This is a genomic window from Pectobacterium araliae (assembly GCF_037076465.1).
Lineage (GTDB): Bacteria > Pseudomonadota > Gammaproteobacteria > Enterobacterales > Enterobacteriaceae > Pectobacterium > Pectobacterium araliae.
Map to the genome: position 1 here is coordinate 4,391,953 of NZ_AP028908.1, position 14,883 is coordinate 4,406,835.

At 53.6% G+C, this 14,883-nt stretch carries 10 protein-coding genes; 4 read left to right on the forward strand and 6 right to left on the reverse strand.

The genetic code is table 11. The annotated features are described in order from the left end of the window. Positions 1-2 precede the first annotated feature (2 nt). The 6 genes from AACH44_RS19985 to bcsE all read right to left on the reverse strand — a co-directional run bounded on the left by AACH44_RS19985 (position 3) and on the right by bcsE (position 8,469). The gene (locus AACH44_RS19985) at positions 3-1,508 is read right to left on the reverse strand and encodes a M16 family metallopeptidase (RefSeq protein ID WP_261849631.1); all 1,506 of its coding nucleotides are present in this window, start codon (positions 1,506-1,508) and stop codon (positions 3-5) included. A 358-nt stretch (positions 1,509-1,866) separates the two neighbouring features. After that, positions 1,867-3,159: a dicarboxylate/amino acid:cation symporter gene (locus tag AACH44_RS19990; protein ID WP_261849630.1), complete on the reverse strand. Its 1,293-nt coding sequence runs from the start codon at positions 3,157-3,159 to the stop codon at positions 1,867-1,869. A gap of 318 nt (positions 3,160-3,477) precedes the next feature. After that, positions 3,478-4,626, reverse strand: a complete 1,149-nt coding sequence (locus tag AACH44_RS19995) for an adenylate/guanylate cyclase domain-containing protein (protein ID WP_261849629.1) — start codon at positions 4,624-4,626, stop codon at positions 3,478-3,480. Between the two features lie 357 nt (positions 4,627-4,983). Beyond that, a complete protein-coding gene (gene bcsG, locus AACH44_RS20000; protein ID WP_261849628.1) occupies positions 4,984-6,645 on the reverse strand; it encodes a cellulose biosynthesis protein BcsG in 1,662 nt (553 codons plus the stop codon). 1 nt (position 6,646) lies between these two features. Then, complete coding sequence (bcsF, locus tag AACH44_RS20005) at positions 6,647-6,865, reverse strand: cellulose biosynthesis protein BcsF (RefSeq protein ID WP_425606664.1); 219 nt, start codon at positions 6,863-6,865, stop codon at positions 6,647-6,649. Next, a complete protein-coding gene (gene bcsE, locus AACH44_RS20010) occupies positions 6,865-8,469 on the reverse strand; it encodes a cellulose biosynthesis protein BcsE (RefSeq protein ID WP_261849626.1) in 1,605 nt (534 codons plus the stop codon). Before bcsE ends, bcsF begins: the two co-directional genes overlap by 1 nt. A gap of 331 nt (positions 8,470-8,800) precedes the next feature. On the opposite strand from bcsE, the gene bcsR reads away from it, so the two are divergent. From bcsR to bcsB, 4 genes are all read left to right on the forward strand, one after another. Next, positions 8,801-9,010 carry a cellulose biosynthesis protein BcsR gene (gene bcsR, locus AACH44_RS20015; RefSeq protein WP_261849625.1) on the forward strand — a complete coding sequence of 70 codons (210 nt, stop codon included), beginning with the start codon at positions 8,801-8,803 and terminating at the stop codon, positions 9,008-9,010. Between the two features lie 2 nt (positions 9,011-9,012). Then, positions 9,013-9,750 (forward strand): cellulose biosynthesis protein BcsQ, encoded by a 738-nt coding sequence (gene bcsQ, locus AACH44_RS20020; RefSeq protein ID WP_261849624.1) that lies wholly within the window; start codon positions 9,013-9,015, stop codon positions 9,748-9,750. Beyond that, positions 9,747-12,446 (forward strand): UDP-forming cellulose synthase catalytic subunit, encoded by a 2,700-nt coding sequence (bcsA, locus tag AACH44_RS20025; RefSeq protein ID WP_261849623.1) that lies wholly within the window; start codon positions 9,747-9,749, stop codon positions 12,444-12,446. The genes bcsQ and bcsA overlap by 4 nt, the downstream gene beginning before the upstream one ends. Positions 12,447-12,520: 74 nt before the next feature. Beyond that, positions 12,521-14,878, forward strand: a complete 2,358-nt coding sequence (bcsB, locus tag AACH44_RS20030; protein WP_261849622.1) for a cellulose biosynthesis cyclic di-GMP-binding regulatory protein BcsB — start codon at positions 12,521-12,523, stop codon at positions 14,876-14,878. Positions 14,879-14,883 lie beyond the last annotated feature (5 nt).

Sequence of the window (14,883 nt, forward strand, 5' to 3'; positions counted from 1 at the left end):
TTTTACTGTGCTACAGGCGGTACGGGATCCTGCGGTTTTCTTTCTTCAGACGCTGCCGCAGACGCGCTGGCAACAGGTTCGACGGCTGGCGTCATAATCTGATCGTAGGTTTCCTGCAACGCCTTCATATTCGCTTCGGGTTCACCCGGCTGTTGGATCAACATCATCGTCGTATCTTGTACCAGTTGCTGGTGCAGTTCCTGATTCAGGATATCGAGCGTTAAGGCTGACAGATAACTCTGGCGCAGTTTCTGATACTGCTCAGGCGCAATATCCACCACACCATTTTGCTGGGATCGCAAGCGCTGATCCATCAGGATGTCCGTGCTGGTACGCGCATAGGTGGCAAACAGCTTGTTCAGCTCGTCCGTCTTGCGCGCGATCAACGCGTCAAACTCTGGTTGTGTCAGCCCTTTTTCACGCAGCGCCGCCAGCTCACGTGCCATAAACGTCACACCCGGCTCAACGCTCTCACTATTCGGTACATCCATATGAATTGCACACTGAGAACGGGTATAAAACACGTTGCAGTCGAAACGGAGGTTGTTACCCTTCAGCGGGCTCTTCTCCAACACCTGCTGTAGATGCCAGAACATCGCTTCCCGCGTCATATCGCCCAGCCAGTAGCGAACCAGCGCCTGCGATTCACGAATCGGATGCCACGGCGCATCCCACATCAGCGACAGCGTATCCTGCTGGGCATTGTTATTCATCAGGCTGATCGCCTGTGGTGGCAGCGGGCTTAGTGTCGGCAGTGGCGCGGGTACTTCGCGTTTTCCTTCCAACGGGGAAAAGGCTTTACCGATCTGTTCGAGCACGCTGCGGTTATCCACATGCCCAACGATGTAAAGCGTCATCACATCTGGCGTATACCAGGTTTTATAAAATTGCTGAAGTTGCTCGCCATTCAGCGGCGGTTTGACGTCTTGAGCAGGATCGTGCGCCAACAGGGCTGACCCTTTCAGGCGATAACGCCAGCTCGGATCTTGCGGGTTAATCGGAAAGGTGGTCACCTGATCGGGAACCTTCAGCGCAGCTTGTAGCCTTTTTTCGTCGAACGTCATCTGCCCTGCGCTTTCCGCTAGCCACGTCAACGCTTCTTTCAGCAGCTCAGGACGATTATTCGGCAAGCTCAGGTTATATGACGTGAAATCGTACGAAACAATAACCGGGGGCAGGACGCGTGAGCCGTTAGCGTCACGCATCCACATGGAAGGTAACTGGGCAGCAGACAGCTTATCGCCGGGCGCGAGAGCCAGACGGGGAAGAAAATGGGCAAAGCCCACCTGCTGGGCGTTTTCCAGCAACGATCCGGCATTAACAACCAGACGCAGCTCAACCCGATCGCCGGGGCGCTGTGGCGTGGTTAATAACTGCCAGGTAAAACCATTGTCCAGTTTACCCTGCTGCCAGGCAGGATCGGGCTGTAGTGCTTCAGCCTGCACGCTGCCGCTGACCATGGCCAGCAACATACCACCAACGAAAAGCGCCTTTTTGGTGCCCTGCATGTGAACCCCTACTTATCGCTATCCAACATAATAATGTGGTTATTGTTGATCATTATGGTGACCTTGCGTCTGCCACCGCACACTCTCGTGGATATATCACGGAAAAAATTGAAGACGCGAAGTGTACCATTCCCTTGGACAGCGCGCTTTTGTCTATGTCACTTCAGGAGGAGAAATAATCTGCAAAAAAGGTAGAAATAGTCATATTTAACAATATTTTTACGTTTGGGGATGTGCAAAAAAGGAGGGGAGACCGCTGGGTTGGTGCCGCTTGCTTACAAACCAAAAATTTACAGACAAAAAAATTCCCTACGGAGCAGAACGCCGTAGGGAATTGATTTAGAAAACGATGCTGAAATTACGACTGTGCCGTCGGCGTGGCCGCATTATCGTTCTTATTGTTACCGGACAGCACCGCGTCCAGTTTCTTCTCATCCAGCTCGCGGCAGTATTTTGCTACCACGATAGTCGCCACACCGTTACCAATCAGGTTGGTCAGCGCACGAGCTTCTGACATGAAGCGGTCAATACCCAGAATCAACGCCAGACCGGCAACAGGCAGATGGCCTACGGCAGACAGCGTTGCTGCCAGCACGATAAATCCACTTCCCGTCACGCCTGCTGCGCCTTTAGAGGACAGCAGCAGCACCACCAGCAGGGTAATCTGATGCCAGATATCCATGTGGCTGTTGGTTGCCTGAGCAATAAACACGGCTGCCATCGTCAGATAGATCGAGGTGCCATCAAGGTTGAACGAATAGCCCGTAGGAATCACCAAACCGACGACCGATTTTTTACAACCGACCTTTTCCATCTTCTCCAGCATACGTGGCAGTACGGATTCAGAAGAGGACGTACCCAGTACGATCAGCAGTTCTTCACGGATGTAGCGAATGAATTTGAAGATACTGAAGCCCGTCGCTTTCGCAATGCTGCCCAACACCAGGAAGACAAACAGAACACAGGTGATGTAGAAGCAGAGGATCAGTTGCCCTAACTGCACCAGCGTACCCACACCATATTTACCGATGGTAAAGGCCATCGCACCGAACGCACCCAAAGGCGCCAATTTCATGATCATGTTAATGACGCCGAAAATGACCTTGGAGAAGCTGTCGATCACATCAAAAATGACTTTGCCCTTTGGCCCCAGACGGTGCAGCGCAAAGCCAAACATCACAGCAAACAGCAGAACCTGCAAGATATTACCGCTGGCAAACGCCCCGACCACGCTCGCCGGGATCACATCCATCAGGAATGGAATCAGCCCCTGTTGCGAAGCCTGTTGGGTATAGACCGCCACCGCAGACGCATCAAGCGTACTCGGGTCGATATTCATACCCGCGCCAGGTTGTACGACGTTGACCACGACCAGACCGATAATCAGCGCAATCGTACTCACAATTTCAAAATACAGCAGAGCGGCCGCACCAGTACGACCGACCGACTTCATACTTTCCATGCCTGCGATACCGGTGACGACCGTACAGAAGATGACCGGCGCAATAATCATTTTAATTAATTTAACAAACCCATCGCCCAGCGGCTTCATTTGCTCACCAAGCTGAGGGTAGAAATGTCCCAACAGTATCCCTATCGTAATGGCGGCAAGAACCTGAAAATAAAGACTTTTAAAAATTGATGTTTTCATACATACGTCCTATGGTGGGGAAAACACAGGAGGGGAATAGGGTACGAAAATGCCGCCTGTGATTGCGCCGAAAAGTAACATTGCAATAACAAGCTGAGAATGTTTTATAAGTTTAGTTTGTGAACGACAGGTTAAAAACAAGAGCTGAATCACGTCAGCAAAAGTTATAAAGAAACATCAATGCAATTTATTTGTAACAGATACCCGTTTTTACAGCAGAAAAAGTCCGTAAAAAGCCCTCAAATCCCCGCAATACGGGGAAGGTGCCATTCAGGAAACATCGCCATGAAAAGTAACATTTCCGTTACCTCTTGATACTCAGGACGACGCGATGAGAAAATGAATACCGCATTTTTTATCACGCCGCGCCAGTTGCATGGCAAAACGCGCCTGTGACAAACGCAGCGCCGCCTCCTCGGGTCGAGGGTCGGTAATCGTTAGGATACCGGCGCTGACAGCCCGAGCAGGATGCGCTCCCGTAGGTAAAAAGGGAGCATTGAGCGCCAGCATCACGTGTTGCGCCCAATCTTGCGTTTGCCTGGCAGATTCCAGCGTCTTCCCGATGATGGCAAACTCATCACAATCAAGACGTGCCAGATAAAGGCTCCCGACCTCATGTTGTTCTTCTATCACCACGCGGAGTTGCTCAGCCAACGCAACCACATCGCCCTGGCTGGCGGAGGCATCAAGCCCAAAAACGAGCAGGCTAAACGGGGTGGCCTCCGCCAGACGCTGTTCAAGGCGTCGTATAAACTGCGCGTTGTCCGGCAAACCCGCCCCTTCCGTTTCGGCAGAAAGTGACTGCGCCAGCAGTTGTTGATTACGGTTGTAACTGCGCACCAGCGCGCCTAGCTCATCATCCTGATGCCAAGGGGGCAGCGTGAGGGGTCGGTGAAGCATCGCGTCCGGCGGTAGACTCTGTAACTCGACAATAATCCCACGCAGCGGGTGTATCAGCAGACGGTTAATACACCAGGTAATCGCGATCGACATAATCAACGCCAGCAGCAGATATGTCGCCAACATGGTTGAAAAAGTGCTGACGATAAATTGATACATCCGATAGGAATCTGCCTGCAAGACCAGATGCGCCAGCGGTGCCGAATATTGCGTCTGCGGCGGCGAATAAAGCGGAATAGAGATACGGATCGGCAGCTTAAAGACCCGCGCGATCCAGTCCGGCACCGGGCGTTCTCTCGGGAAATTGGCGTGTAGCGTCTGAAAATCATCCGGCAGCAATACATCTGCCCGGCTAAGAAAAGCAACCGGCAGCAAGCTATCCAGAATATTGCCAGCACGTTGCACCTCCCCTTGTAGCACCGCATCCGTCAGAGGTTGGCGCACAGAATAGGCGATGCTCTCCAACTGTTTGGCATAATCTTCACGGCGCTGATGAACGAAGTGAAAGAGCTGTATGACGATGAACAGGCTGATCGTCACCAGTGCCACGGCAGACACGGCTGTCATCTGTTTAATCGTTAATGAACGTCTGAGCCGCAAGCGCTTTCTCCGTCAACCTTTTATGTCGATCTGAATATCTGACCAATACACAGCGCGAAAAACGCACCGCCACGCGCACCAGTAATGTGCGGCAACAGTATAAGGCAGCTTACCGCCGCCTCAACGCTGTTTTCTGCTGGTGCTCAGGGGATTTCATCTTAATCCTAGGCTCCCGTAACGCGGCCTCAGAATAGGGGATATCCCCTGCATAAGCCAGCATGGCTATTCAGAGGCAGAGTGCAGAGTGAAAATAACGGGCGATGAAGAAAGGCGGGCGGCAGCAACTTCGCTGCCGCCCAATAGGACGTGTTCTGACAGTAAGCGCTATTGCGGGTATGGCACCCAGTCTCCGCCGTTCAAACGAATGTAGGGTTTTCCCTGATATTGCATCACGATCGCGTTCTCATTCTCCGAAATTGCTTCCGTTTGCGGCAGTGTGCTCGCCAGCGTTTGCCAATCCACAGAAGGCGCGGTGAACACTTTGCCGTCCACCATCCGCGCGACCAGTTCCGAAATCGCCAGATAGCTACTCGGTGACGTAATTTCCAGCGCGTCGCCCTGATGCGGGGCCTGCAAACCAAACAATTTCACGCCGACAGGAATATGTGTGATGCTTGGGCTGGGAATATCACGTAGCCCAGACATTTGCATCTTATCACCAGCCAGCGCCGCGCCATGCTCTGGTACAACCACCACCATGACTTTGCGACCCGATTTCTGCAACACGTCAAAAAAAGCATCCAGTTGATCAAACAGAATCTTCGCCCGTGGCGCATAGTCCGCCGACTGATTGGTGCCCACGAAGCGGTTACCATCATGCAGCGGAATCAGGTTAAAGAAGGTCGCGTTACGCGTCGTCGTCGCTTTATTTCGCTCACCCAGCCAACGAGTTAACAACTCCAAATCGTTATAAATCGGCTCGCCGTCGAACGAGCTAATCTGGTGGCTGATGCCTTCCTGCGACAGCATCGGAATCTGAATGTCACCCTCTTCACGCACCTCACGCAGGTAATTCCCAAAGGTGCCGGAATGATCGAGCATCAGTTGCTCTTCAAAACCCAGCTTCACCAAATTACTGAACAAGAAGCACTGCTGGTTCACTGGCTGGTACAAGTCAGTGTGAGACTGTTGACCACAGCTTGCCCGCAGCAGGCGAATGGACGCCGGTCCGCTATATGCGGTAGCAGAGTTAAACTGCCGGAACAGGATATCGAACTTCTTCCACAGCGGATGATTGTCCAACTGCGCCACTTCTATATCCGACCATGCCAGCGAACAGATATTGATAATCAGGAGATCAAAGGGCTGTGCATCCTGTGGCAACGCGGCAGGAAATGCCGTAGTGCGCGCCTTTTCTCGCGTATAAAACTGGTTCAGATAAGCGGTGAGGTTCGCGTTTGTTGGCGGTAACGTTGCCTCAGGCAACGCGGTGTCTCCGCCCGTTGGGGAAGCCGCTGCCGAGGATGTGGGCGTCGTCGAAGCCGCAGGCATCAGCGAAACAGCAGGACCGGCCAGATTGACAACGTTTAGCCACGCCAGCGCCGCCACGGTAAACACCGTAATACGAATCCACTGCGCGAAGAACAGGTAGGCCACAATAATGACCACCGCCGCACCGACCATTTGCCAATTAATGAAACGATTTAACAGCTCCAATAAATAGGTGGCGCTAAAGCCAGCAACCTGCGTCCCTTGGCTGAGAATACTGTTGAATCCCGGCAGCCAGGTATCGTGGTAAAAAAGCCCGATACCAAGCGGAATGGCAATAATATGACGCCAGCGGTGCAGCGTGGCATTGGGGATCGGGAACAGCAAAAATGCCAGAAATACCAGGTTAAGCAACGGATGAAAATTCAGGTATCCAAACCATAGCAGGGCAAATTTCAGCAAGAAATACACATTCCAGGCACCGAGCCCACGCCAGTAGCGCCACATATCCTGCTGTTTTTTCGCATCCTGTTGTTGCTTACGTGTTTTTTCGCCCATTTTATTTTTTAGTCTCTGCTGAAGTCGGCGTGGTTGAGACCGTCTTGGTTGAAGAAGGGCTGCGCATCCAGACACTGGCGGGCTTCAGGTAGCGCGGCGACAGTAGCCTGTTTTTCCAATACTGAAGCCAGTGGGGAATCACACGGTGCGCCAGATAGCCAAGTGTAAAGAAGATGATTGCGCTTAATAGCACCAGTTGTACGATATCAATCAGATTCATCATGAGGATTCTCCCGGTACACGGGTCGGTAAATCGGGAGCCAGTAAATCATGATCCCGTAAATCAATAGCAATAGGCTCACGCCGCGGCGTCTGGCTGCGAGGTGCAGATTCGGTCTGCTGCAATTGGACGTAATCATTAATCTGCTGTTCCTTCCCGGAAGTGCTGTCCTGCACCAACGATTTGATTTCCGCTAAAATCTGTAAATCTTGTGACCACACAATCCGATTGCTGAACACTTCATCCACTGGCAGACGGAAGATGGATTTCAACGCGATATCCAATTCATTCAGACGACAATTGGACAGAAATAAAAACAGCCGACCTTGCGCAATCGTAACGACATCACCAAAACGCCGCAGCGTGCACAGCGTCAGTACCTGCGCCGCGCGTACCCCCGGAACAGGGCGTAATGCCACCAGCACGCCTTTGCTGCCTTCAGGCATCAACGTACTATTAATCAACATCTGCACAGACTGCCGAAAAGTCTCAGGCGGCTGATAGCCCTTAATCTGCAACGGCCGCATGGTGGTCAGCAGAACGTCGACATCGACAGGAACATGTTTAGTAAAGCGCTGCCCTTGCACGCTTTCAATCCGCGTCAGGAAGCGAGATAGCGGTTCTGAATGGGAGACAATAAGATTGGTACCACACGCCAATAACAGGCGTTCGTCGCTGGCGCGCAGGCAGGGCTTCATTTCCCGCACGACAATCTTCAGCAATTCACCACGCTGCCGCCGCAGGCTATGAACCTGTTTGACGAGTGTATCCACCTGACTGGTTTGGCTAAGTGCAAAAACGAGGGTTGCAGCATGTGTCAGCATGCCGGTCTGAACCAAAATGGTGTTGTCGTCCATTAACTGCCAGTTTTCCGACAGCGCAGGGGCGCCTTCCATCACACTCTTTTCCATTAGGAACAGCCCATCATCATCCAGAGACGGCATGAAGGCAGGTCCTTCTTCCGTCAGCATGTGCCATCCGTCGTTATCGGATTGCAGCATTTGCACCTGATTCGCCCGCACGCCCCTTTCCGTTGCCCACCATGACACCAGATATTGTGCGCGATCCTGTTGCCATTGCAGACTGGCCAAACCGTAAAGCCCGCGGTGTTGGGAGATCAGCATATTCCTCAAGCGGGTGACGCCGCTGCTGTGACTGATGACCACCAGCGTACACTGACGCTGGTGTAGCCATGCCGCCGTGTCATCCACCCAACGCTGGAGCCTTTCCGGCGAAATATCCCGCCACAAGCTGGCAGGAGCATAAAGCACTAACAGGCGATGTTTCGGACGTAATGCACGCATCACGTCGTCGGTTAGACTCAGCAATGCAGCTTTATTTTCAGGTAGTATGTAGCAAGATAATTGTTTTGATTTAGTCGTCTTTGTTTCGTCAGTAGATAACGCCGTCAACAGCGCATCAGATCGTTCTCCACAGCCGATTAACGCCAGTTTCGCATCATTATTTTGGCTGTGCATAACCTGCCGACAAAATAATGCGGCATCAACCTGTCGGTCAATATTAACCCAATAAAATCCCGCCAGTTGGAGCGTAGCCAGTTCATCCCAAAGGTGACGGATACCTAATGAAAAGTTCTGTTTCATAGATTGATTTCTTTTCCGTTAATGGCGGAGGGCTGCCAATCAAAATAAACTCTAGCAGCCCCCAGAGGGATCACAACTGTCCGTTATGAATTATTCCTATCCTCTGATAAATCATCTCCATGACTATTTTTCCCGCTGCACATTGCAATCGTGAATTCGTTGCTATAGTTAATTGGCACACCTGATTACATTATTAAAGACAGCAGAGGCGTGAACTTTCGTCGGCCTGACTATTCGTTATGGGTGCAATAAAAGAACCACTCTATCTACCACGCAGATGTTTCCTTTTATCGCGATCAAGATAGTGGATAGCCTATTTCAGAGGCATGGAATGAATAACGAACCGACTCGTATAGATACCTGCGCACGCGCCAATTTAACCGAAAACGCAAGAGCCGATGACGATCTCCGGGTCCTCAGTCAGGCTTTTTCTTTGCCTGAAATAAGCTATATCGATATTTCCCGTCAGGCGCGTCTGAGCCAAATGATGGCTCGCTGGCCGCTGCTGGATGAATTAAAAGAACCGGCTGGGAGCAACTGACAATGCCCGTTATTGCATTGCAAGGAATCCGCGGAGGCGTAGGCACCACCTCGATAACCGCCGCACTGGGATGGGCCTTCCAACGGCTAGGCGAATCCGCACTGGTGATTGATTTCTCACCGGACAATTTGCTACGCATTAACTTTAATATGCCGTTTGAGCAGCGTCGCGGCTGGGCGCGGGCGGAGGCCGACGGTGCACCGTGGCAAACCGGTGCCATGCAGTATCTCCCCGGCCTGGATTTTCTGCCGTTTGGTCGCCTGAACATGCAGGAAGTCGCCACGCTTCAACAGCATTACCACCAGCACGCCGCGATCTGGCAAAACAATCTGGCTCAGCTCAACGCGGCGGGTCGTCATCGCTGGATACTGATCGACGTGCCAGCCGACAATAGCCCGCTCACGCGACAGGCCTTAGCCACCGCAAACACCGTTTTCCAGGTGGTGGTAGCCGATGCCAACTGCCATTCACGCTTACATCAGCAGGCGTTACCGCGTCAGTGTCATTTTCTGGTCAATCAATTTTCTACCCTCAGTACACTCCAGCAGGATTTACACCAGCTCTGGCTGCACACGCTGTCACACCTGCTACCGCTGGTGGTACACCGTGACGAAGCCTTGTCAGAATCACTGATGCTAAAACAACCGCTGGGCGAATGCCGCCCGGACAGCGTGGCGGCGGAAGAGATCATGACGCTGGCAAACTGGTGCCTGATTCACGTGAAGGAAAGCGGCGTATGAGCGGCATCCTGCGCGTATTCCTCGTTCCGCCCGCCAGACAGGCGATACAGCAGCGCTATCGCGGCTATCGTCAGCAGGGAGCTTCCGCCTTTGCTGCCTTTCTCGCCACGCTGTTTGCAATACTCGGCTGGATCTTCCTGCGGCTAGAGTCTGACAGTTGGCAACAAATTCGCGTACAGCGAACCTATTGGTTCCCGCACATTTCACCTCAGCGCCCGCGTCCAGCCGATGTGCTTCGCTATCTGACACAGGGCATTTGGCTGTTGACCATCAAAAACGGCCAGTTGCCGACATCACAGCGCAATGTCTTCTCCGCGCTACCGCGCTGGCGGCAACGCTACATGAACGCGCAGCAAAAGCTGTTTACCCGCTTTAGCCACGCCCATACTGACGATCGTGAAGACCATGAGTCAGGCTCCGCCAAGACGAGCCGCGTACAAAGGCTGGTGACGGTAGTGCTGAGCCTGATGTGCGCAGCGTTGGCGCTGCTGTGCATCACGCAGCCGTTTGATTTGCTATCGCAGTTTATTTTTATGGCGCTGCTGTGGGGCATCGCCATGCTCGTTCGCAACATGCCAGGGCGCATGCCGACGCTCATGATGATCGCACTCTCTTTCACGGTGTCGTGTCGTTACCTGTGGTGGCGCTATACCGAAACCCTGAACTGGGACGACCCCGTCAGCCTGGTATGCGGCCTGTTGCTGCTCGCCGCAGAAACCTACGCCTGGGTCGTATTGGTTCTGGGTTATTTTCAGACGATCTGGCCGCTGAACCGTCATCCCGTTTCGCTGCCGGAAGACAGCAATACGTGGCCGACCGTCGACCTGATGATCCCGACCTACAATGAACCCTTGAGCGTGGTGAAACCGACGGTGTATGCCGCACTCGGTATCGACTGGCCTAAAGATAAGCTCAATATTTATATTCTGGATGACGGCGGCCGCGCCGAATTTAACGCCTTCGCAGAAGAAGTCGGCGTTCATTACATCGCCCGCACCACGCACGAACATGCCAAAGCCGGTAACATCAACAATGCCCTAAAGCAGGCGAAAGGCGAGTTCGTCGCCATTTTCGACTGCGACCACGTCCCTACCCGCTCCTTTTTGCAGTTAACCATGGGGTGGTTTTTCAAAGACAAAAAGCTGGCGATGTTACAAACACCGCACCATTTCTTCTCGCCCGATCCGTTCGAGCGTAATCTGGGACGCTTCCGCCGCACGCCCAATGAAGGTACGCTGTTCTACGGGCTGGTTCAGGACGGTAACGACATGTGGGACGCCACGTTCTTCTGCGGCTCCTGCGCCATCCTGCGGCGTAAACCGCTGGATGAGATCGGTGGCATTGCGGTCGAAACGGTAACAGAAGATGCTCACACCTCACTGCGCCTGCATCGCCGTGGCTACAGCTCGGCCTATATCCGCATTCCACAGGCGGCGGGGCTGGCGACCGAAAGCCTCTCGGCTCACATCGGTCAACGTATTCGCTGGGCGCGCGGGATGGTGCAAATCTTCCGGTTGGATAACCCGCTATTCGGCAAAGGGCTGAAGCTCGGACAGCGGCTATGCTATGCCAACGCCATGATGCACTTTCTGTCCGGTATTCCCCGACTGATCTTCCTGACCGCGCCGCTGGCGTTTCTGCTGATGCACGCTTACATCATTTTCGCCCCGGCGTTAGCCATCGCACTCTACGTGCTGCCACACATGGTGCACGCCAGCCTGACCAACTCGCGTATTCAGGGTCGCTATCGCCACTCGTTCTGGAGCGAGATCTATGAAACCGTGCTGGCGTGGTACATCGCTCGTCCCACTACCGTAGCCTTGTTTAACCCACACAAGGGGAAATTCAACGTCACGGCCAAGGGTGGGCTGGTTGAAGAGCAGCATGTCGATTGGGTGATCACGCGGCCTTATCTGGTACTGGTGCTGTTGAATATTGCTGGCGTGCTGTATGGCATCTGGCGCCTGGTTTATGGATCGTCTGAAGAGATGATGACCGTGCTCATTAGCCTGCTCTGGGTCATGTATAACATGACCATTTTAGGCGGTGCTGTCGCGGTGGCAGTGGAGGCCAAGCAGGTACGTCAGGCACACCGGGTGGAGATGTCGATGTCCGCCGCACTCTTGCGCTCTGATGGTCATCTGTTCCCCTGCGTCCTACGTGACTACTCTGATGGCGGTGTCGGCGTTGAAGCCCGTGAATCAGGCATTCTTCAGGTCGGGGACAACGTCTCGCTGTTGCTAAAACGCGGTCAGCAAGAGTACGCCTTCCCATTCAGCGTCACTCGCGCATTCGACAACAAGATTGGCCTGCGCATGACCAACCTGACCATTCGCCAGCATATCGATTTCATTCAATGTACCTTTGCCCGTGCCGATACATGGGCGCTCTGGCAAGACAGCTTCCCGCAGGATAAACCGGTCGAAAGTCTGATTGATGTACTGGCTCTTGGCTTTCGCGGTTACTTGCGTCTGGCAGATTACGCGCCGCCAGTGATACGCAATATCATCCTGGCCTTCCTCAACATCGTGGCCTGGGTAGTGTCATTTATCCCACGCTATGTAGGAAGGCGCACCGTAACCGACCCGCCGGGCGCTGCGCTGGCGGAAAAAGTCGTACATCAGGGCAATATGCCGCCTGCCCATGAAATCCGATTTGCACAAGAGAACCTGTTTACAGAAAAGACAGTGGCTTGATTGCCATTCACAGGCCGTGACCAACGGTCTTTCTCCCGACAACGAGAAAGACCCTTAACATTGATGATGACACGATGACGAAAAAAATAATCTGGTTAACCGCATTGGCTTTAGGCGTCAGCTCATTATCTCAGGCTGTCACCGCACCGCAGGCACCCCCCCCGGCTGCGGGAGGCTCCGCCCAGCCGCCCGTCAATGCTGCCACAGCAACGCCAGCGACGGCCAATGCCGCGATGGATATGTCTACAACAAGCACACCGACGACCCCACTGGTGCCGCCGTCGGCCAACGCCGCTGTGCGCAATATGGTGCTGCCGTTTGCGCAAATCGCGCCTGCACCAGGTACGTTCGCGCTACGCGGTATCAATCCCGACGGACAGATTGAATTCGGCGTTCGCAGCGATGAAGTCGTGACACAAGCCTCGCTCGATCTCGAGTTTACGCCGTCGCCCGCGCTGATCCCTACCGAATCTCATATCAAGGTTTACCTGAATAATGAGTTGATGGGCGTCACCGCAATTAGCAAGGAGCAGATGGGTAAGTCCAACCGCGTGCGTATTCCTCTCGATCCGCGCTACATCACGGACTTCAACCGCCTGCAACTGGTGTTCGTCGGCCATTATCAAAACATCTGTGAAAACCCAGCCAGTACCAGCCTGTGGTTAGATATCAGCAAAGCCAGCGCGCTCAATCTGCAATTCCAGAAGCTGACGCTGAAGGACGACCTGTCGCCGTTCCCCGCACCGTTTTTTGACAGCCGCGATACCCGTCCGCTGACATTGCCCATCGTCTTTGCTGGCCAACCAGATCTGGTGCAACAGCGTGCTGCCGCCATGCTCACTTCCTGGTTTGGCAGCAAAGCACAGTGGCGCGGACAGTCCTTCCCTGCTCTTTTCAACCAGTTGCCCGATCGCCACGGCATTGTTTTCGCTACCAACGACAAGCGCCCTGATTTCCTGCGCGATGCCCCTGCCGTGAACGGCCCAACGGTGTCTATCATCAGCCACCCTGACGATCCTCACGTTAAGCTGTTGTTGGTGCAGGGTCGTGATGATAATGAATTGATCACTGCCGTGCAGGGCATTGCACAAGGGAACACGCTGTTCCGTGGGCAAAGCGTTACCATCGATAAGGTCGAACAGCTCGCCCCACGCCAGCCGTATGATGCGCCAAACTGGGTACGCACCGACCGCCCGATGACCTTCGCCGAACTTCAGCAATATAACGAGCAACTGCAAACCGACGGTATCGTGCCTCGGCCGATTTCGCTGACGATGAACCTGCCGCCTGACCTGTTTCTTATCCGCAGTCAGGGCATCGATATGCGCCTGAAATATCGCTACACCGCACCGCAGGTTCAGGACGGTTCACGTCTGAGCATCAATCTAAACAACCAGTTTGTACAAGCTTTCTCGCTGGCAGCGGAACACGACCAGAATTCACTGTTGATGCGCTTGCCACTCACACAGGGATTATGGGATTCCAACAAAAGCCTGACTATCCCTGCGTTGAAACTGGGCACCGTCAACCAGCTGCGCTTTGATTTCAATTACACCACGCTGCTCTCCAGCGGCGCGGCTGACCGCTGTGAAACCTATACACCCGTCGTGAATCACGCCGTCATCGATAGCAATTCAACCATTAACTTCTCTGGCTATCGCCACTTTATGGCCATGCCGGATCTGCGTGCCTTTGCCAATGCGGGCTACCCGTTCAGCCGACTGGCTGACCTGTCACAAACGCTGGTACTGGTGAACAAACAGCCGCAACCCGCTCAGGTCAGCGCGATGCTGAACGCTATCGGTAACATTGGGGCGCAAACGGGCTACCCGGCGTTGGCGGTGCAGCTCAGCGATGACTGGACACAGGTCGACAAGCAGGACCGCGATATTTTGATGATCGGCGCGATCCCGCCTGAACTGCATGACGACGGCAAGATCAACTTATTAGTTGAACAAACACAAAGCTGGATTAAGCAACCGATACGCCAGACCGCTATCCCAGACACCGGCTCGCCCGACTCTGATGCGAAACCAGACAGTAAAACCACCGTCAGCGGCGCTGGCGCTATGTCGGCGATTATTGGCTTTCAATCTCCGTATCACGATCAACGCAGCGTTGTCGCGCTACTGGCCGATAGTCCACAAGGCTATACGCTACTTAACAACACGCTGATCGACAGCGAGAAAAGAGCGTCGCTGTTCGGTTCCGTTTCCGTCATTCGCGAATCAGGCATCAATAATCTGCGTGTCGGAGACGTTTATTACGTCGGCCATCTGCCATGGTGGGAACGTATCTGGAACGTATTGGCACAACATCCCATCTGGCTCGCGGTCATCTCGACGCTCACCGTGATTATTGTTGCCTGGCTGCTGTGGCGTGGCCTGAAATTCTTCAGCCGCCGCCGTCTGTCACCCGATGAAAGGGATTAACGCAC